The 20,041-nt window shown below is 71.2% G+C and carries 17 protein-coding genes and 2 pseudogenes; 13 read left to right on the forward strand and 6 right to left on the reverse strand.

Annotated features, from left to right (window positions below):
• Positions 1–751 precede the first annotated feature (751 nt).
• From GEV07_23260 to GEV07_23285, 6 genes are all read left to right on the forward strand, one after another.
• Positions 752–1,111, forward strand: coding sequence for a YraN family protein (locus GEV07_23260; GenBank protein ID MQA05511.1), 360 nt, complete (start codon positions 752–754; stop codon positions 1,109–1,111).
• Entirely contained in the window at positions 1,111–2,679 is a 1,569-nt protein-coding gene (locus GEV07_23265; protein ID MQA05512.1) for a YifB family Mg chelatase-like AAA ATPase, read from the forward strand. Before GEV07_23260 ends, GEV07_23265 begins: the two co-directional genes overlap by 1 nt.
• Complete coding sequence (dprA, locus tag GEV07_23270) at positions 2,676–3,836, forward strand: DNA-protecting protein DprA (protein MQA05513.1); 1,161 nt, start codon at positions 2,676–2,678, stop codon at positions 3,834–3,836. The genes GEV07_23265 and dprA overlap by 4 nt, the downstream gene beginning before the upstream one ends.
• A gap of 14 nt (positions 3,837–3,850) precedes the next feature.
• Complete coding sequence (locus GEV07_23275; protein MQA05514.1) at positions 3,851–4,792, forward strand: tyrosine recombinase; 942 nt, start codon at positions 3,851–3,853, stop codon at positions 4,790–4,792.
• The gene (locus tag GEV07_23280) at positions 4,704–5,540 is read left to right on the forward strand and encodes a sigma-70 family RNA polymerase sigma factor (GenBank protein MQA05515.1); all 837 of its coding nucleotides are present in this window, start codon (positions 4,704–4,706) and stop codon (positions 5,538–5,540) included. Before GEV07_23275 ends, GEV07_23280 begins: the two co-directional genes overlap by 89 nt.
• A 1,916-nt stretch (positions 5,541–7,456) precedes the next feature.
• A complete protein-coding gene (locus tag GEV07_23285) occupies positions 7,457–8,623 on the forward strand; it encodes a L,D-transpeptidase family protein (protein ID MQA05516.1) in 1,167 nt (388 codons plus the stop codon).
• 195 nt (positions 8,624–8,818) lie between these two features.
• On the opposite strand, the gene GEV07_23290 is transcribed toward GEV07_23285, so the two are convergent.
• The 4 genes from GEV07_23290 to GEV07_23305 all read right to left on the reverse strand — a co-directional run bounded on the left by GEV07_23290 (position 8,819) and on the right by GEV07_23305 (position 11,487).
• A complete protein-coding gene (locus tag GEV07_23290; protein MQA05517.1) occupies positions 8,819–10,045 on the reverse strand; it encodes a sigma-70 family RNA polymerase sigma factor in 1,227 nt (408 codons plus the stop codon).
• Entirely contained in the window at positions 10,045–10,401 is a 357-nt protein-coding gene (locus GEV07_23295) for a hypothetical protein (protein MQA05518.1), read from the reverse strand. The genes GEV07_23290 and GEV07_23295 overlap by 1 nt, the downstream gene beginning before the upstream one ends.
• A gap of 141 nt (positions 10,402–10,542) precedes the next feature.
• Positions 10,543–11,181, reverse strand: a complete 639-nt coding sequence (locus tag GEV07_23300) for a hypothetical protein (GenBank protein ID MQA05519.1) — start codon at positions 11,179–11,181, stop codon at positions 10,543–10,545.
• Positions 11,182–11,277: 96 nt separating this feature from the next.
• Positions 11,278–11,487, reverse strand: coding sequence for a hypothetical protein (locus GEV07_23305; GenBank protein ID MQA05520.1), 210 nt, complete (start codon positions 11,485–11,487; stop codon positions 11,278–11,280).
• A gap of 71 nt (positions 11,488–11,558) precedes the next feature.
• On the opposite strand from GEV07_23305, the gene GEV07_23310 reads away from it, so the two are divergent.
• Positions 11,559–12,746, forward strand: a complete 1,188-nt coding sequence (locus GEV07_23310; protein MQA05521.1) for a two-component sensor histidine kinase — start codon at positions 11,559–11,561, stop codon at positions 12,744–12,746.
• A 50-nt stretch (positions 12,747–12,796) separates the two neighbouring features.
• Positions 12,797–13,377, forward strand: a pseudogene (locus tag GEV07_23315) (response regulator).
• A 282-nt stretch (positions 13,378–13,659) separates the two neighbouring features.
• On the opposite strand, the gene GEV07_23320 reads toward GEV07_23315, so the two are convergent.
• Together GEV07_23320 and GEV07_23325 are read right to left on the reverse strand one after the other, a co-directional pair.
• A complete protein-coding gene (locus GEV07_23320) occupies positions 13,660–13,842 on the reverse strand; it encodes a hypothetical protein (GenBank protein MQA05522.1) in 183 nt (60 codons plus the stop codon).
• A gap of 281 nt (positions 13,843–14,123) precedes the next feature.
• Positions 14,124–14,486, reverse strand: a pseudogene (locus GEV07_23325) (peptidoglycan DD-metalloendopeptidase family protein).
• A gap of 1,291 nt (positions 14,487–15,777) precedes the next feature.
• Here GEV07_23325 and rpsB point away from each other — a divergent pair.
• From rpsB to GEV07_23350, 5 genes are all read left to right on the forward strand, one after another.
• Entirely contained in the window at positions 15,778–16,770 is a 993-nt protein-coding gene (gene rpsB, locus GEV07_23330) for a 30S ribosomal protein S2 (protein ID MQA05523.1), read from the forward strand.
• Positions 16,771–16,874: 104 nt separating this feature from the next.
• On the forward strand, positions 16,875–17,714 hold the full coding sequence (locus tag GEV07_23335) for an elongation factor Ts (protein MQA05524.1): 840 nt from the start codon (positions 16,875–16,877) through the stop codon (positions 17,712–17,714).
• 200 nt (positions 17,715–17,914) lie between these two features.
• Positions 17,915–18,238, forward strand: a complete 324-nt coding sequence (locus GEV07_23340; GenBank protein ID MQA05525.1) for a metalloregulator ArsR/SmtB family transcription factor — start codon at positions 17,915–17,917, stop codon at positions 18,236–18,238.
• Positions 18,239–18,344: 106 nt separating this feature from the next.
• Entirely contained in the window at positions 18,345–19,256 is a 912-nt protein-coding gene (locus GEV07_23345; GenBank protein MQA05526.1) for a cation diffusion facilitator family transporter, read from the forward strand.
• 97 nt (positions 19,257–19,353) lie between these two features.
• Complete coding sequence (locus GEV07_23350; protein ID MQA05527.1) at positions 19,354–20,034, forward strand: Vitamin K epoxide reductase; 681 nt, start codon at positions 19,354–19,356, stop codon at positions 20,032–20,034.
• Positions 20,035–20,041 lie beyond the last annotated feature (7 nt).

Raw genomic sequence — 20,041 nt, forward strand, 5'->3', positions numbered from 1 at the left:
TGGCGATGGCGTTCCGGTCGAGTGCCCGTGCCCGGTGGCGATGGCGTTCCGGTCGAGTGCCCGTGCCCGGTGGCGATGGCGTTCCGGTCGAGTGCCCGTGCCCGGTGGCGATGGCGTTCCGGTCGAGTGCCCGTGCCCGGCGGCGGTCCGTTCCTGGCCTGAGTGCCCGTGCCCGGCGGCGGTCCGTTCCTGGCCTGAGTGCCCGTGCCCGGCGGCGGTCCGTTCCTGGCCTGAGTGCCCGTGCCCGGCGGCGATCGCGTTCCGGTCGAGTGCTGGCGTCGCGGCGGCGGTCCGTTCCCGGCCCGTGTGCTCGCACCCCCGCGCCGGCGGCGATCGCACTCTGGCCCAACGTCTGCGCGCCGGCTGCGGCCCGAGCGCCTGCACCCCCGGCCGGCGGTCGCACTCCGGTCGAGCCTGGCGCCCCGCATACCAGCGGCAGGTCTGCGGCAGCCGAGCGCCCGCGACCCGTATGCCTGCGGCGGGCTCCGTCCCGACCGAGCACGGGTTTGGTCCGATCGAGCGCGGCCGTCAGCATGCCCGCCCCGCCCGTACCCGCGCCCCGACGACGACTGGCCCCGCCTCCCGGTCGAGCGAGTGCTCTTCGAACCCAGGTCCGTACCCGGTCGCCAGCTACCCACACTTCCCGGTCGAACAGCGGCGCCACCCACCCCGATCCCTTCGTCCACAATTCCGCTCCCGCCCCTACGGATCACCCCGCCTGCCGCCGATGCTTCAGGGCGGAGGTGATCGCATGGCGGTAACGGAAGAGCTCGGTGCCCGCGGTGAACAGCTGGCCGTCGACTTCCTGGTGCGCAACGGCTTCGTCGTCCTGGCCCGCAACTGGCGCTGTCCGGTGGGGGAGATCGACATCGTGGCCCGCGAAGCCGAGACGGTCGTGGTGTGCGAGGTGAAGACCAGGACCAGCGGTAGCTACGGCTCCCCGTTCGAGGCCGTGACACCGGGCAAGCGTCAACGCCTGCGCCTGCTCGCCCTGGAGTGGCTGAAGGCGTGGGACCACCCCTACGACGACCTCCGTATCGACCTGGTCGGTGTGTCGTGCCTGCCGACCGGCGGCGGCTACGCCATCGAACACCTGCGCGGGGTTGCGTGATGGCCGTCGCACGCGCGTGGTCGGTGGCAGTGCTCGGCGTCGAGGGCAGGGTCGTGGAGGTGGAGTCCGACGTCGGCCAGGGAGTGCCCGGTGTCCACCTGGTGGGCCTGCCGGACACGGCTGTGCACGAGGCCCGCGACCGCGCCCGCGCAGCGGTGGTGAACAGCGGGGAGTCGTGGCCGAACCGGCGCGTCACCGTCAACCTGTCGCCCGCGGGGCTACGCAAGCAAGGCACGGGATTCGACCTGGCCCTGGCCGCGAGCGTGCTCGCCGGCGCCGACGCGCTCCCGAAGACGCCGCTGGAGAAGCTGGTGCTGCTCGGCGAGCTCGGGTTGGACGGCTCGGTCCGCCCGGTGTCCGGCGTGCTGCCGGCCGTCCTCGCCGCAGTCGCCGAGGGGTTCACGGGCTTCGTCGTGCCGCACGCCAACGCCGCCGAGGCACGGCTGGTCCCGGAAGTCGACGTCCTCGCCGTGTGGTGCCTGCGGCAGTTGCTCTACGACCTGCGCGGTGAACCGTGGGAGGAGTCGGCGCACCCGCCACAGGCCACGGTCGAACCGCAGGAAGGCCGTGCGGCCGTGTCATCGGGCCGGCTGTCCGTGGCGACCGACAGAGACCTGGCGGACGTGGCGGGCCAGGTCGACGCCAGGCTCGCCGTAGAGGTGAGCGCCGCAGGCGGCCACCACCTGTTCCTGCACGGTAGCCCCGGCACCGGCAAGACCATGCTCGCGGAACGGCTACCCGGCCTGTTGCCGCCGCTGGAACGTACCGAGGCGCTCGAGGTGACGACCATCCACTCGGTGGCAGGTGCGCTGCTTGGCGACTATGCGTTGGTAGAGCGGCCACCGTTCTGTGCACCGCACCACACCGCAACGGTGCCCGCGGTGGTCGGCGGCGGCAGCCATCGCATCCGGCCGGGTGCAGCGTCACTTGCCCACCGCGGCGTGCTCTTCCTCGACGAGGCACCCGAGTTCGCCGCCAGCGTGCTCGATGCGTTGCGGCAACCGTTGGAGTCGGGTCAGCTGGTGATCAGCCGGCAGCGCGAGAGCGTACGGTTCCCGGCCCGCTTCAGCTTGGTCATGGCGGCGAACCCGTGCCCGTGCGCCGTCGCCGAGGACGATGCCAGCCGTTGTACTTGCAGCGCAGTCACTCGCCGACGCTATCTGAGCAAGCTGTCCGGTCCGTTGCTCGACCGGGTCGACCTGAGCGTGTCGATGCGCCCGCTGTCGCGGCTCGACCTCGCCTACGGCGCCGCCCACGCCGAGAGCACAGCGGCGGTGGCCGAACGCGTCGCAGCGGCGCGGGCGCGGATGGCCGCACGGTTCGCCGGCGAGGGCTGGCGCACCAACGTCGAACTGCCGGCCAAGCTGCTGCGTACCAGATTCCGCCCCGAACCCGAGGCAGCCGCCGTAGTGGAAGCCGAGTTCGGCAAGGGGCGACTGACCGCACGCGGGATGGATCGCGTGCTGCGAGTGGCCTGGTCGCTGGCTGATCTCGCCGACCATCCGAGGCCGACGGCGGACGACGTCGCGACCGCGTTGTCACTGAAGCTGGGGGTGCTGTCGCGATGACGACACTGGTGCAGTCCGACGAAGCCGAGCGACTGGCGCGGGTCGCATTGAGCAGGATCGTCGAACCCGGCGACCAGCGGGTCGGCAAGCTCGTCACGGAGACCTCGGCACACGAGGTGTGGGCCGCACTGCAGAGCGACGAGCTCCAGGTGCGCGGCGTCGACGGCTACCGTCTCCGGCTGCCGGATGCCGATCCGGCCCGCGACCTGGAGCACGCAACCAAGGCAGGAGTCCGGGTGGTGGTGCCGGGTGATCCCGAGTGGCCGCCGGCACTCGACGCGTTCCAGGTCAAGCGTCCGCTGCTGCTGTGGGTCAAGGGCGAGGCGGACCTGCGGTCGCTGACCGACCGGGCGGTGGCCGTGGTCGGAGCCCGCGCGGCGACGGACTACGGCGCCTACGTCGCGGCCGAGCTGGCCTCGTCGCTGGCCGACCGGTCGTGGACAGTCGTCTCCGGCGGCGCCTACGGCATCGACGGGCGGGCGCACCGCGGTGCGCTTGCCGCCAGTGGACCGACGATCGCCGTACTGCCGTGTGGCTTGGACGTGTGCTACCCGCGGGGCCATGACGGCCTGTTCCGCGAAATCGCGGCGAATGGCGTGCTGGTCGGTGAGTTCCCGCCCGGCAGCGAGCCGACCCGCTACCGGTTCCTCGAACGCAACCGGGTGATCGCCGGCCTGGCCGCCGGGGTGGTGGTCGTGGAGGCGGCGCTACGGTCGGGGGCGAGCAATACGGCGCGGTGGGCGGAGAAGCTGGGGCGTCCGGTGATGGCCGTGCCCGGACCGGTGACATCGACGATGTCCGCAGGGTGCCACCAGCTCCTGCAGTCGCACGTGGCGGAGTGCGTCACCGACGCCAACGACGTAGTGGAGATGGTGGGGCGGCTAGGCGCAGACCTGGCTCCGCAACGGCAGGGGTCCAGCCGGCCGCGGGATGCCTTGGACCACGATGCCGGCCTGGTCCTCGAGGCGTTCGGCGCTCGTGGTGAGTTCTCCGCCGACGAGCTGGCCAGGCGCGCCGGGCTCGCTCCTCGCCGGGTGCTGCGTGCCCTCGGCAACCTGTTGACGGCCGGTTGGATCGAGCGGGGCGCGACCGGCTGGTCGTTGGGCGAGCAGGCGAAGGTGCCGGAACCGCGCGACACCCCGGAAGGAGGTGCTTGACGTGGCCGCGCCTGATGCGGAGCGTGTCGGGTGTGACCGATACGCCGCTGCCCGACGAGTTCGAGGATTCCCTCAGCGAGTTCATGCGGCATCTCACTTCCGAGCGTGGCCTCTCCGTGCACACCGTCCGTGCGTACTCCGGCGACATTCGCGCGCTGCTGAGCTACGCCGTGGAGTGCGAGATCACCGAGTTGGCCGCCATCGACCTCCGCCTGCTGCGGGGATGGCTGGGCCAGCTCGATGCGGCCGGCCGCGCCCGCACCACGCTGGCCAGGCGGGCTGCAGCGGCGCGGGCGTTCACCAGCTACGCGGCCCGCCGTGGGTGGATCCCGACCGATCCAGGGGCGGCACTGGCCTCCCCGAAGGCACACCGGCCGTTGCCCGGCATCCTGGGCAAGGATGAGGTGTCGGCGCTCTTGGCGAGCATCGCCGACGCAGACGAAGGCAGCGCGCTCGGACTTCGCGATCGAGCGATGCTCGAGGTGCTGTACGCCACCGGGATCCGGGTGAGTGAGCTGTGCGGCCTCGATGTCGACGACCTGGACCGGGACCGACGCGTCGTGCGTGTCGTCGGCAAGGGCAACAAGGAGCGCAGCGTGCCGGTGGGTGTGCCGGCGGCCAGAGCTGTCGACGAGTGGTGTCACCGTGGTCGTCCGCAGCTGTGCAGCCCGCGCAGCGGCCACGCGTTGTTCGTCGGTGCCCGTGGCGGACGGGTGGACCAACGCACCGTGCGGCGCGTCGTCCACGAGCGACTCGCCGGCGTCGAGGACGTTGCCGACCTCGGGCCGCACGGCATCCGACACACGGCGGCCACCCACCTGCTCGAGGGCGGTGCCGACCTGCGCAGCGTGCAGGAGCTGCTCGGGCATGCCACGTTGGCGACCACTCAGATCTACACGCACGTCAGTGTCGAGCGACTGCGGAAGGCCTATGAGCAAGCGCATCCCCGAGCCTGATGGTCCCGCTCCCACGGTGTCGACGGGAGCGGGAGTCAGCGGAGATGCGCAACTGACGGCGTACGCACGGGACAGGGATCCTGTCCTGCGCGATGAGCTCGTCCTCAAGTACCGGCCGTTGGTGCTGCGGGTCGCAGCACGTGTCGGCGGCCGGCTGCCTGATCACGTGGAGCGCGCCGACCTGGTCTCGGTGGGCATGCTCGGGTTGTTCGAGGCGCTCGAGCGGTTCGACCCGGACCGTGGCAGGCCGTTCGAGAGGTACGCGATCGCCCGCATCAAGGGCGCGATCCTCGACGAGCTGCGTGCCTGCGGTGGCATGCCCCGGTCGTACTGGGTCCGGCGTCGCACGGTGAGCAAGGTCGCGGCGAGCCTGGGGCACACCCTCGGCCGGCAACCTGCTCCCGGTGAAGTGTCGGCGGCCAGCGGCATGTCGGTGTCGGAGGTGCGGGAAGCGTCCTTGGGGCCGGTCGCGGACCCGGCCGTGCTCGACGGCCTCAGCTGTGACGACGCGGCACGACTCGGTCTGCCCGCACCAGGCGACCCGGAACAGAGCGCGGTCGACGCCGACGCACGGCACCGGCTGCTGGTTGCCGTGGATCGCCTCCCCGACCGGATCCACCGGGTCATCGACTGGCACTACCGCGAGGAGCTGACGTTCGCGCAGATCGCCGAGCGCCTCGGGGTGACCGAGACCCGAGTGAGCCAACTGCACGCCGCCGCCCTCCGCGAACTACGCCGACGCCTATGACCGTGCCTTGCTCACACCCAATCCCACTGCCCCAGGTGCCGGGACATAACCACGGCTCCCAGCGGCACGCCCACACACCGCAGGAACGGTCCGGTCGACCACCACACCCACCGGTGCTGCGCCGGTCGCACTTGCCCGCGCACCCAGGAAGCTGCGCAGGCCTCCGCACCGTTCGTCTCCGTGCTGCGTGGGTCCCGGGAAGTTGCGCTGGTCTCCGTGTCGCTCGTCTCTGTGTTGCGCGGGTCCGGGAGATTGCGCTGGTTCCCGTGCCGGTCGTCTCCGTGCCGCGGGTCCGGAAGTTGCGCTGCTCTCCGTGTTGCGCGGGTCCCCCGGGAGTTGCGCTGGCTTCCGTGTCGGTTGTCTCCGTGCTGCGGTCTGGGAAGTTGCGCTGGCTTCCGTGTCGGTTGTCTCCGTGCTGCGGTCTGGGAAGTTGCGCTGGTTCCCGTGGCGGTGGTCTCGTGCCGTGGGGCCGGGAAGTTGCGCTGGTCTCCGTGTCGGTTGTCTCCGTGCTGCGGTCTGGGAAGTTGCGCTGCTCGGTGTCGGTCGTCTCCATGCACCATCCAGGAAAGGTCCGGGTCGACCGGCCCGGGGTGCCTAACAGCTGCGTCTCCGCATGCTGCAGAAGTGGCGGCGCCGTTCGCACGTGAGCCACCACCATTTCTCCCCGATCTGGCCGGTGTCGGTGAGGCCGAACATCGCGAGCCTGGTGGCGTTGTCCCGTTCGGTTGGGCTGCGCGGGCCAGGCACTACAGATACCGCGCGGCAGCGTGGATGGTTCCCGCATCCACTTCGGCGCGGAGCTCGTCGAGAGTGCATCGGTCGGCCAGCGGCTCGGTGAGCTTCGCGGCGGCGACCTCGCTACCCCGGTCTTCGCCGTGACAGGCGTGCCGCCCGGGGGAAGGTCCGGGCCGGCCACGAAGCGGTGTAGCTCGTCCAGCCAGACGATGAGGCGCTGCGGCAACCGCCGGTGCCGGGTCAGCGCGTTGACGGCGTCGCCGTCGCCACGATCGGGTGCCAGTACGGAGAAGCCGGCCAGCTCGGTGCGTGCGGTCTCGTACCGTAGGCGGGTCTTCCCCACACGAGTCCCCGACGATCAGGAGGAGTCCGCCGTCGGTGCGGGCGGCCTTCAGCCATTCGCGGACGTCGCCCTCCATCTCGCGGGCGACGAAGTGCGGCAGCGTGGTCGACTCCGTGCCGGCGTAGTCACGGTGCGGCCGCGCCGGGTGGACGCCGAGGGCCAACACGCGCGCCGACCCGTCACCGATCACCGGGAGACGGGTACGTCGCCCGGCAGGTCGCGTCCCGACGTCGCCCGGCCCGCCGGCGGCTGCACCGCTGCCCGTAGCCGACGAGCTACGAGCTTGCCGCCGCCTCGCCACCACCGCTGCGGAGATCGCGAGGCCCACGATGCCGACGAACATGCTGACGACACCCGCGACGGCGGCCTGGGTCCGCCGCCGCCGAGGCGCTGTACGAGACGTCGCGTCCGGCCTCGCTCAGCGCAGCGGCTGGCGGAAGTACGCCACGAGCGCGAGCAGGGTGCCGAGTACTGCGGCGTTGGTCCCGGAACCGAGGATCGCCCAGCCCACGCGGGGCCCTGCGAGAAGGGCGGGTGCGCAGCGGGCGGTCTGACATCTGGCGTCCCTCGTCACCTGTTACATTGCTCATACTATGCCACATTGTCACGTGCCGTGGGGACACCGTGACGTAGCGACGCGCTCACCAGATGTGTTGTACCGGCGTCCGTAACGAACTGATCGACATCCGCGCGTCGCGGCCGGCGGCGGGTATCCTGCAGGTGGCGGCGGAGGTAGCCGCCGATCAGCGTGGTCGCGCCCAGCCGAGGCATGTCCTGCCGATTGCGGTGTGGCCCGCTTCGAACGCTTCCGGCCACCCGGTAGGACCATGGGGGACAGATGAGGACTGCGCGGGCGCTGGCTGTCGCCGCGTGTCTCGTGCTTGCAGTGGGATGCACGCAGACGTCCGACGATCCGAGCGATCGGTCGACCAAGCAAGCACAGACGGCATCACCGAAGCAGACCGGGCCGATCTCGGTGAAGATCACTCCGGCGGACGGCACCCAGGAGGTGGCGCCGAACAAGCCAGTGCAAGTGACCGTCAGCGGCGGCGAGGTCGTGTCGGTGGAGGTCAAGGGCAAGGGCAACGTCACCGGCGAGACCTTGTCCGACGGCACCAGCTGGAAGAGCGCGGGCACCCTGCACCCGGCGTCGTCGTACCGGGTCAAGGTGCGGGCGAAGAACGAGGGCGGTGACAAGTCGACCACCGCGAAGTTCACCACCATGCCGGTGTCGAACACGGTGAAGGCGTCCGTCGCTCCGCTGGACGGGTCCGTCGTCGGGATCGGTCAGCCGGTCGCCGTCTACCTGTCCCAGCCGGTGAAGAACCGGGCAGCCGTCGAGCGTGCGCTCGAGGTGAAGACGGACAAGAAGATCGAAGGATCCTGGCGCTGGTTCAGCGACGACGAGCTGCACTTCCGTCCGAAGGAGTACTGGCCCGCGCACACGAAGGTCGTACTCAACGCCGACCTGGCCGGCGTGAAGGCCGCCCCCGGCCTGTGGGGTGTCGAAGACCGCAAGATCAAGTTCACCATCGGCAAGAAGCAGACCAGCGTGGTGAACACGAAGAAGCACACGATGGCCATCAAGGTCAACGACAAGGTCGTCAAGCGGATGCCGGTGTCCACGGGCAGCGCGAAGTACCCGACGAAGAGCGGCATCCACGTGGTGATGGGCAAGGCGGACCCGTACGAGATGGACTCCACCACCGCCGGCATCACCGGCAGTGACGCCTACCTGACGACGGTCCGCTACGCGGTACGCATCTCGAACTCGGGTGAGTTCGTGCACGCCGCCCCGTGGTCGGCGAGCAGTCAGGGGAGACGGAACGTCTCGCACGGTTGCGTGAACGTCACCACCGAACGAGCGCTGTGGTTCTACAACTTCTCCCAGGTCGGCGACATCGTCGACGTGGTGGGCACGGATGTGCAGATCGAGCCAACGAACGGCTTCGGCGACTGGAACCTGTCCTGGGAGGAATGGCAGAAGGGCTCCGCGCTCGACTGACGCCAGCCGCCCGACGCATTCGATTCGGTGTCGGGTGTGGGCTGCTCGCGGCATGGTTCCAGGTCACCCGGTTCGATTCGGTGCTGAGCGTGGGCGGCTCACCGCACGTCCGGTCACCCGCCGGCGAAGCGCGGCGACCGGCGGTTGCTTCGGTAACCGCAGGACGCTGCCGGAGTCGGCGACCATGCCGGCCGCTCAGCCGAGCTCGGTGCGATGGCGGCGTAGGTAGTCGACCTCCGCGGCGTTCTCCGTGCGAGCCATCGCGGCGTCGTACGCGGCTGCCGCCTCGTCGGCGCGCCCCAGCCGGCGGAGCAGGTCGGCGCGGATGGCGTAGTACAGGTAGTAGTCGTCGAGGTCCAGGTCGTCGACGAGGGCTAGAGCCGTTTCCGCACCGGCTACCTCGGCCACCGCCACCGCGCGGTTCAGTGCGGCCACCGGGGTCGGCGCGATGGCCAGCAGTTGGTCGTAGAGCAGCAGGATCTGCCGCCAGTCGGTGTCCGAAGCGGTCGCCGCGTCGCTGTGTACGGCGTTGATGGCCGCCTGGATCTGGTACGGCCCCGGCTGGTTGCGTCGCAGACACGCTCTGACGATGTCCTGTCCCTCGGCAACGAGCGTCGCGTCCCACCGGCGGCGGTCCTGGTCCGGCAGGCGCACCAGGGAGCCGTCGGCCGCCGTGCGGGTCGGGCGGCGCGCCTCGGTGAGCAGCATCAGGGCGAGCAGTCCCTGGGCTTCGGCCTCGTCCGGCATCAACTCGGCTACCAGCCGGCCCAGCCGCAGCGCCTCCGTGCACAGCTCGGCCCGTACGAGCTGGTCACCCGACGTCGCCGCGTAGCCCTCGTTGAAGATCAGGTAGATCACCGCGAGCACGGCGCGTACCCGGTCAGGTAGGTCCGCGTCGTACGGCACCCGGTACGGGATCTTGGCGTCGCGGATCTTGCCCTTGGCGCGCACGATGCACTGCGCCATCGTCGACTCGCTCACCAGGAACGCGCGTGCGATCTCGGCCGTGGTGAGGCCACCGAGCAGGCGCAGCGTCAGTGCGACCTGGGCGCGGGCCGCGAGCGCGGGATGGCAGCAGGTGAAGATGAGGCGCAGTCGGTCGTCACGCACGACGCCCTCCTCGATGGGCTCCTGCTGTGCATGCAGTAGCGCAGCCTGCGCATGGCGGTCCTCGCGGGTAGCTTCCCTGCGGAGCTTGTCGATCGCCTTGTTGCGTGCGGTCGTGATGATCCACCCGGCCGGGCTCGGCGGCAGACCCTCCGCCGGCCAGCGCTGTGTGGCGACGGTGAACGCTTCTTGCACGGCGTCCTCGGCGACATCGACGTCGCCGAAGACGCCGGTGAGCACCGAGACCGCTCGACCGTACTCGCCACGGAAGACCCGATCGATCTCGGTGGCGGGCAGTGGCTGCCCTTCCGGCATCAGCCGCCGGTCTCGTCGTGGAACGGCCAGACCTCGATCGGGAGCAGCTCGATCGCCTCCGCGTACTTCCGCCCCCACGCAAGCGCGGCGTCGAGATCGGGCACGTCGATGATGGTGAAGCCGCCGATGTGCTCCTTGCCCTCCAGGTACGGACCGTCGGTGACGAGGACGCCGCCGTCCTTCTGGCGGAGCACCGTCGCGGTGCTGGGTGCGTGCAGACCGCCGGCGAACACCCAGACCCCCGCGTCCTGCATCTCCTGCTGGAGTGCGCCGAGCTTCGCCATGATCGGATCGAGGATCTCTGGTGGCGGCGGATCGCCCTCGGGCTGGTACATGCTCAGTAGGTAGCGGGTCATCTCATCCTCCTCGGTGTGCGCCGGCCCCGTGCCGGTCGTTCACCCTCCACACGAACGGCGGGGCGACCGGATCGACACCGACGCGACCAGGTGAGGGTATTTTTTTCTGCCGGCCGGGAGCAACGCCACGGCCGGTGCGCGCTAGCCGAGGAGCTGCGCCAGCGCGCCGGCACCGTAGCGGATCAGCATTACGCCGACGATGCCGACGATCCACTGCGCCGTCGCGCGGGAGCTCGCGACGACCTTCTCGTACCATCGCTGCAGCCGGCCGGATATCCGGTCACCGAGCAGCCCGTGGGCGAGCAGCAGGATTAGCGGCGGCAGGCTCATCACGCCGACGTAGCCGGCCAGCAACGGTAATCCGACGGTCACCGGCACGCCGTGGGCGGTCAGCGCGCCGATGGCCGCGAGGTACGGAGCCGCCGTCGCGAACTCGACTACGGTCACGACGGCACCGAGCGCGACGAGGGCGGCGAGACCGATGCGGCTGGACGCAGGTAGCCGGCTCTTCCGGCGCGAGGCGCGGGTCGGGTCCCGTTTCTCCAGGTGCCCGTCGACGAGGCTCCAGATGAGCATGGATGCTTCCGCGAGTGCGATCAGCGCACGGCTGACCGGGTGCGCGACAGCGGCCTCGAGCTGCTCGGTCAGGGCGTCCAGACCGAGCAGGAGGATCGCGCCGATGGCGAAATACGTCGTCGCCACGGTCGTCATGTAGGTCAGGACCTGCACCGCGCTGCGGCGTCCGTTGCCGGCGATCAGGAGATAGATGGTGACTGCGATGACCGACCGGGTTGAGGCTGTCGAGCGCCGCGCAGACGAGCAGCGTGCCCAGAACGGTGGTCACCGGTTCACCTCATGCCCGCTGGGCTTCCGGTGTCATCGATCGTCCGTGCGCCGGGCGATGACGGCCCGGTAGACGACGGTGATGAGCGCGATGGTGCCGGCGATCGTCGCCGCGGTGGTGGCCGCGTTGACGGCCCAGTTGGCGTCGGGCGGCAGGAGCTGCTGCTTGCCGAGGTTCGCGCCGACGACGATGACGACGTACACCCACCACGGTGCCCACTTCTGCTGCGGCTGTTCGCTCATGTCGTCGATGTTCGCGTGGCGCGGGGGCCGTGGCCATCGGGAGCTCGGACGAGGGCGTGTCCGCCGTTCGGATGACCCGATGGCGTGCGCGGGTGTGCTCTCATGGTCCCGTGCGTGTCGGCTCCGTCGTCTCACCGACCCGCCGCGACGTATGGGTCGCGGGCGGCTGTCTCGTGCTCGGTGTGACGCTCTACCTGACCGGGTTCAACACCTTCTCTGGCGCCGACCCGGACATTGCGCTCGGGTGGCGGATCGCGGTGCTCGGGTTGGCTTGCGTAGGACAGCTGTGGCGGTCGACCAGGCCGCTGATGGCGCTCGGGATCGGTCTGGCCGCGGTGGCGATCGACGCATGGCATGGCCTGACGTTGCCGGTGCTGATCGTGCTCGCCGACCTGCTCTACACGGCAACTCTCTACGCGGGACGCCGCGCGAGCAGGTTGCTGGTCGGTGCGGTGGGTGCCGCCGTCGTGGTGCTTGCGGTGTCGACCGCGCTGCTCGAGCACGACTGGCGGTTCGCGATGGTGATGCTGCTACAGGTCGGGCTCGTGCTGCTGGTGCCGGTCTGGTGGGCGCGGAACGTGCGCCAGCAGCGGGAGCTGGCGGAGGTGCAGCGGGAGCGTGCCGATCAGGTGGCACGGATCGCCGAGCTGGACCGTCGGGCCGCGATCGCGGAAGAACGTTCGCGGATGGCGCGCGACCTGCATGACGTCGTCGCGGGCCAGCTGTCGGCGATCGCGATCCAGTCGGAAGCGTTGTTGTCCGGTGCAGCGGGCGGCGACACGCAGACGGTGTTGCGGTCGGTGCGGGAGAACAGCGTCGCCGCTCTCGCCGAGATGCGTGCCATGATCGACGTGCTCCGCGACGGCGACGACGAGGCGCGGACGGCGCCGCCGCGGCTGCGCGAGCTGGATGGTCTGGTGAGCTCGGCAAGCGCAAGTGGGGTGCCTGTCGTGGTCGACGCGTCCTCGCCGGAGCAGCTGCCCACACCGGTCGATCTGGCGGCCTATCGCATCGTGCAGGAGGCGCTGACGAACGTGACGAAGCACGCCCCGGGCGCCGCGACCACCGTGCGGGTCCACGGCGCCGCCCCGTTGGTCGTCGAGGTACACAACGAGTTTGACGGTGCCGCCGGCCCGCCGGGCACGGGCGTGGTGAGCATGCACGAGCGCGCGACCGCGGTCGGCGGCACGCTGACCGCAGGCCCGGACGAGGACGGGTGGCAGGTGCGCGCCGAGTTGCCGGTGGGGGAGGCGTCGTGATCAAGGTCCTGCTCGCGGACGACCACGCCGCCATCCGGGCCGGCCTGGCCATGATCCTGAACGCTGCGGGACGACATCACCGTTGCCGGCGAGGCGGCGGACGGTGCGACCGCGGTGCGGATGGCGCGAGCCCTGGCCGTCGACGTCGTGCTGATGGACGTCCGGATCGCCAGGAGTGGACGGCATCGAGGCGACCCGTCAACTGGTCGCCGCCGGCGACTGCGACGTGCTGGTGCTGACGACCTTCGACCTGGACGAGTACGTCTACGCGTCGCTGCGGGCCGGCGCCGCGGGGTTCCTGCTGAAGTCGGTCGAGGGGTCGAGGCTGGTCGAGGCGGTGCGGCTGGTGGCGGCGGATGAAGGAGTGCTCGCCCCCGCCGTGACCCGGCGCCTGTTCGCAGAGTTCGCCGCGTCCGTGCCGGCGGAACGGCCACCCGGCGCTGACGAGCTGACCCAGCGCGAGCGCGAGGTGCTGGCCTGCCTCGGCGAGGGACTGTCGAACCAGCAGATCGCAGCCCGCCTGTACATCGGCGAGACGACGGTGAAGACCCACGTCTCCCGGGTCCTGTCGAAGCTACAGCTGCGCTCCCGCGTCCAGGCCGTAATCGTGGCGCGCGAGCTCCAGGCCTGACGCAGGGGTAGCCGCCCCCAGGGCGATTCCCGACCGAGCGGTAGGACTGCCTCCCTCCTGGCAGCCTGCCTCCTGGCTGCCAGCCGGAGTGACGCGTGACCCAGCAGTACGGGCCGACGACGCGATACCCGGCGACCTGGCCGTGCGGTTGGCACAGACCTGGCTGCGACCGAGCTGCATCGCCGACGTGCCCGTGTCACCGAGGCGGCCGAGGGCAGGGCCGGAATTACCGCGGCCTGGCGTGAGTGGGTGAGGGCAGGCGCGCAGTGGCGGCTGGGAGGACTAGGTGGCGTGTGGATGGTCATGGCGTGGGTGTTCTCGGTGGACGAGGGTGACGATCTCGTCGATGGCGGCGTCCAGGCTGAGGTGTCTGCGGTCGTAGAGCTCCAGCACGGCCCGGATGCCGCCGATGGTGCCCTCGGACAGCGGACCGCCGCGGCGGTGTCCGCGCGTGCCGGCGGTCACCGGGTTCCTCGCGGGTTGCGGGGGAGCGGCAGGCGGTCGCGGCGGCGGAGGATGCCCCACGCGCCGGCGATGGCGGCGGTCGCCGCGGTGGCGGCCACGACGGCGCCCGGCGTCGACCGGTCGGCTACGGGCGTCGAAGCGCCTTCGGCCGTGGGGCCGGGCCCTCCGCCGGCAGTCGCCGGCTCGGCCGAGCGCCGCGGTGGCATGGCGGGTCGCCCGGCAGAAGTGGCGCGGCTAGCTGTCGGCGACACGGAGACGCCTGCACCCGGTGAGATCCCCCAGACCGGGATGAGCCTGGCCGGTGCCCCACGAAGCAGGCTCATGGGGTCGAGGTACGTCTCCCCGTGCAGCAGGCCCCAGTGCAGGCAGCCTGGTGCACGGCAGTGCGGGTCCGTGGTCACCGTGCCGACGACGTCGCCTGCCGCGACCCTGTCGCCGCGCCGTACGGCGGGCCGCACCGGGAGGTAGGTGGTGCGCAGCCGCCCGTGCTGCACACTCACGACACCGCGGCCGGCGACCCGGCCGGCGAAGCTGACCACGCCTGCACCCGCGGCGAGGACGCGGGCGCCAGGCCGGGCGGTTAGGTCAACGCCGCGGTGTCCCGCCGACCACTTCCGCGCGGGCGGGTCGAACGGGCGCAGCACGGACGACTCCCCGGTGAGCGGGAGCTGCCACGCGCCGGGTTGCGCCGGCTCGGCGACGCCAGCGCCTCGGGCGGAACTGGTCGCCCTGGTGGCTCGGGCGTCTGTGGCATTGGCGACGTGGTTGTGCCGGCGGCCGGAATGCGCGGTGCTGGCGGTGCCGGCAGCTCGGGCTGGGCTGGTGGCTTGGGCCGGACGGGTGGCGCTGGTGGTCAGGGCGTCCAGGGCGGCGTGCGTCGCCTTGGCGATGGGGTGGGGCTGGCGGCCGGGATGGGCGGGGGTGGCAGGGCTGGCGGCTCGGGTGTCGGTGGCGGCATCTGTGGCACTGGTGACCTGGTGCGGTCGGCGGCCGGAGTGGGCGGGGGTGGCGTCGCCGGCGGCTGGGGTGGTGTTGGTGGCGGTGGGGGCCGGGAGGTGCCACGGGGCAGGGTGACCCGGGTCCGGGGTGTCGGCGGCCCCGGTCGTTCGTGCCGGCTCGGTGGCGCGGCCGGCGTCGCCGGCGATGGTGGGTGCGGCGACGAGCAGAGCGGAGGCGGTTGCGGCGAGGGCGGCGGCTTGGGCGGCGTGCTTGCGGCGCCGTATGCGGGAGCGGGCGTTGTCGGTCATACCCTCGTTATCGGCAGTGGGGCGGGTGGGGGAAAGCCCGATGGGTGAGGTTGTGGACGGTTCCGGCGCGGGATGCTGGAGTGCAGGTCATGGCGTCGACCCGGGTACTGGGTGTGGTGTCGCCCGGGGCGCTGGTCTGCGTGTGTCCCGCTACCCGGGTGTGTGTGGTCGTCGCATCGACCGAGCGTGGGTCGCCGCAGTCCGGGGCAACGGTCCACGCGCCTCAACGGTGGCCGGGTCACCGCGCGGAGAGGCCGACCCGGGTGCGGGTCACCGCGGTAGTTGGGGTTCTGGTTGCGTGTGGTCGTCACGTCGACAGGCTGCGGGTCGCCGCGTTGCGGATGCGGTTCTCGCGCACGTGGGCGGGCCACCACGCCGAACGTGGTTCACCGTGGTATTCGGGTCCAGGTCCGCGCGAGACCGGAGCGGGATCACCGTTCCGGCTGCTGGGTCCACCGCGATACCCGGGTGCAGGTCACCGGGGGGCTGACGTAAACTTGCGGGCAGCGGCCCCTCGTGGGTCGACTTCGCACGCCCGGTTACCGCCGCTTGTCTCGGCGGGCCGTCTGCTCGGTCCCGTGACCTCGTCGCGGGTCTCGGTCGGTCCGGGCGTCAGGCGCGATACGCACGCCGCTATCGCGAGAAACCGAGGACGCCCGCAGGGGCGCGGAAAGAGAGGTGCGCGGCCATGGCCGTCGTCACCATGCGGAACCTGCTCGAGTCTGGGGTGCATTTCGGGCACCAGACTCGGCGCTGGGACCCCAAGATGAAGCGCTACATCTTCACCGAGCGCAACGGCATCTACATCATCGACCTGCAGCAGACGCTGACGTACATCGACGCTGCCTACACGTTCGTCAAGAGCACCGTCGCGCGCGGCGGCAACGTGCTCTTCATCGGGACGAAGAAGCAGGCGCAGGAGGCCGTCGAGGAGCAGGCCAAGCGCGTCGGCATGCCGTACGTGACGCACCGCTGGCTGGGCGGCATGCTCACCAACTTCCAGACGGTGCACAAGCGGCTGCAGCGGCTGAAGGAGCTGGAGGAGATCGGCGCTGCCGGTGCGGAGAACAGCGTCCGCACCAAGAAGGAGCGGCTGATCCTCGACCGCGAGCGCAGCAAGCTGGAGCGGACGCTCGGCGGCATCCGCGACATGCAGCGGCTGCCGGACGCGGTGTGGGTGGTCGACACCAAGAAGGAGCACATCGCCGTCGACGAGGCCAAGAAGCTGGGTATCCCGGTAGTGGCCATCCTCGACACGAACTGCGACCCGGACCTGGTCGACTACCCGATCCCCGGCAACGACGACGCCATCAGGGCCGTCGGCCTGCTGACCAGGGTGGTCGCCGACGCGGTGGCCGAGGGCCTGATGGCCCGCTCGGCCGCGAGCGCGGGCGAGGAGCCGGCCGGCGACGTCGCCGTCGACGAGCCGCTCGCCGAGTGGGAGCGCGAGCTGCTGCAGAGCGGCCAGCAGGAGACCGCCGACGTGGCCGCCGCGCCCGAGGCGGCCACCACCGAGGCGGCCACCACCGAGGCGGCCACCACCGAGGCGGCCACCACCGAGGCGGCCACCACCGAGGCGGCCACCACCGAGGCCGAGGCTCAGCCGGCGCCGGCGGCGGAGGAAGCGGCCCCGGCCGCCGACGCGGGCAGTGCGCCCGAGGCGCCCGCCGACCAGGCCTGACGCGTTGCCGGTGACCCACCCCGGCGACCTGACCAACCAACAAGCCCGATCCCGGCCCGATCGCCTCGGCGGTCGGGCCGGCCACCGACAAGGACGAATAGGACATGGCGAACTTCACCGCGGCTGACATCAAGCGGCTTCGTGAGCTCACCGCGGCCGGCATGATGGACACCAAGAAGGCGCTGGAAGAGGCCGACGGCGACTTCGACAAGGCGGTAGAGATCCTCCGGCTCAAGGGAGCCAAGGACGTCAACAAGCGGCAGGGCCGTACGGCCGGCAACGGGCTGGTCGCGGCGCGCCTCGAGGGCACCGCGTCCGGCGTGCTCGTCGAGCTGAACTGCGAGACCGACTTCGTGTCGAAGAACGAGCGGTTCCAGGAGCTCGGCGAGCAGCTCGCCGAGCACGTGGCCGCCACGGCGCCGGCCGACCGCGACGCGCTGCTGAGCTCGTCGCTGTCCGGCAAGCCGGTCTCCGAGCTGGTCGCGGAGGCGAGCGCCGTGCTCGGCGAGAAGCTCGAGGTGGGCCGGTTCGGCTCCCTCGGCGGCGACGGCAAGTACGTCTTCCTGTACCTGCACAAGACCGACCCGGACCTGCCGCCGCAGATCGGCGTGCTCGTCGAGCTGGACGCGGACGCGCCCGAGGCCGGCAGGGACGTCGCGCAGCACGTCGCCGCGATGGCGCCGCGCTACCTGACCGCCGACGAGGTGCCGGCCGACGCGGTCGAGACCGAGCGCCGGTTGGCCGAGCAGATGGCCAAGGACGAGGGCAAGCCCGAGCAGGCGCTGCCGAAGATCGTCGAGGGCCGGGTGAACGCGTTCTACAAGGACACGGTGCTTGTCGACCAGCTGTTCGTGAAGGACGGCAAGAAGCCGGTGAAGTCGATCCTCGCCGAGGCGGGCGCGAACATCACCGGGTTCCTCCGGTTCCGCGTAGGCCAGGCCTGACGGATCACTACGGCACCGTGCCCTACCGCGAGTCGGGCACGGTGCCGTACCCGTCTCCGCGGCCGGGTGACTTGACCGTACGCCGCAACGTCGGTCAACATGCACATGTGAGCAGTTATTCAGATGAGGTCGTCGCGCCGCCGGACGACTGTGTGGTGCGGGTCGTCGACCGCGACCGCGTGACGACCGTGCTCGGCCGGATGCCGGTGGAGAGCGACCTGGCCGACACCGCCGACATCTTCGGCCTGCTCGCCGAGCCGAGCCGGCTGCGGCTGCTGCTCGCGCTGCTCGACGGCGAGCTGTGCGTCTGCGACCTCGCCGCCGTCACCGGGCTGACCGAGTCGGCCACCTCGCATGCACTGCGCCTGTTGCGCGCACACCGGGTCGTGTCCGTACGGCGCAGCGGTCGGATGGCGTACTACCGGCTGGACGACGCGCACGTGCGGCTGCTGCTCGACCTGGCGGTGGCGCACACCGAGCACACCGAGGCCATCCACCCCGAGCGTGGTGGTGCACCGGCATGACTGTGCACCCCGTCGACCTTCCGCGCTCCGCGCCTCGCTCACTTGCGGTGTATGCGCAGCCGACGGTCGTGGTTCTCGCTGCCATGCTCACGCGGAAGGTCTCCGCATGACCGGACACGCACACGGGCACGGCGTCGCCGAGCACGCGGGCGGGCGGCACCGGTGGCGGTTGGCGGTCGCATTCGGCCTGGTTCTCTCGTTCTTCGGCGTGGAGCTGGTCGCCGGCCTGCTCTCCGGGTCGCTCGCGCTGCTCACCGACGCGGGGCACCTGGCGTCGGACGTCGTGACGCTGGCGGCGGCGTTGCTTGCCACCCGGATCGCGGTGCGGCCGGACACCACCGGGCGCCGCACCTACGGCTCGTACCGGGCGGAGGTGTTCGCGTCCGGCCTGGCCGTGCTGATGATGGTCGGCGTCGCGGTGTACGTGGTCGTCGAGGCGTTGCGCAGGTTCGGCGAGCCGGTGCAGGTGGCGACCACGCCGATGCTCGTGGTCGGCGGCATCGGCCTGGGGGTCAACGTGGTCGCGCTCATGCTGCTGCACGGCGGTGCCGGCGAGAGCCTGAACGTACGCGGCGCCTACCTCGAGGTGGTGGCGGACACCGCCGGGTCGGTGGGCGTGCTGGTCGCCGGCGTGCTCGTGCTGCTGACCGGGCAGGGGTTCTGGGACACCGTGGTCGCGTTCGCCATCGGTGTGTTCGTCGTGGTGCGTGCGGTCGGCCTCGGCCGCCAGGTCGTGGCCGTCCTCGGCCAGCACGCGCCCGCCGGCGTCGACCCGGACACGGTCGCCGGGGAGCTGGCCGGCGTCGACGGGGTGCAGGACGTGCACGACCTGCACCTGTGGACGCTGACCTCCGGCATGCACGTGGCGACCGCGCACCTGGTGACTACGACGCACGCGGACGCGCACGCCGTGCTCGACCGGGCCGGCGACATCCTGCGGGAGCGGCACGGCATCGCGCACGCCACGCTGCAGGTCGAGCCGGCGGACCACCGGGCGTGCGACGAGCTGACCTGGTGAACGCGGCCGGGCGCCGCCGCACCGGCGCTACCTGGGACTCCTATGATGGCCGCATGAGGGGACATCGGTCGCGCGCGTACGCATCCGGGGGACTGGCATGGCACGCTCGTTGAGCGACTCGGCCGACGAGGCCGTGCTGACCGCCACCGAGGACGAGGACGAGGACGTCGACACGGGATCCGGCCTGCCGGGCCCGTTCCCGCGGATGCTGCCCTGGCTGCTTGCCGTGGGCGGCGCCGTCGGCTGGGTGGCGGCCTTCGTGCTCATGATCGAGAAGATCGCGCTGCTGAACGACCCGAGCTACCAACCCAGCTGCAGCATCAACCCGGTGCTGTCGTGCGGCTCGGTGATGGACACGCCGCAGGCGGAGGCGTTCGGCTTCCCCAACCCGTTGCTCGGGGTCGCCGCGTTCGCCGTCGTGACGACGGTCGGCGCCGTGGTGCTTGCCGGCGCCCACCCGAAGCGGTGGTTCTGGCTGGGGCTGCAGGTCGGTGTCACGTTCGGCGTGGTGTTCGTGCACTGGCTGATTTTCCAGAGTCTTTACCGGATCGGGGCGCTGTGCCCGTACTGCATGGTCGTGTGGGCGGTCACCGTGCCGATCTTCTGGTACGTGACGCTGCACAACCTCGACCAGCGGCACCTGCCGCTGCCCGCCGGCGCACGGCGGGCGGTGACGGCGGTGGTCGACTACCACAGCCTGGCCGTCATCGCCTGGGTCGTCGCGATCGTGGCGTTGATCGGCGTCCGGTTCTGGAGCTACTGGAGCACGTTCTTCTGATACCGGC

The organism is Streptosporangiales bacterium, from assembly GCA_009379825.1.
Classification (GTDB): Bacteria; Actinomycetota; Actinomycetes; order Streptosporangiales; family WHST01; genus WHST01.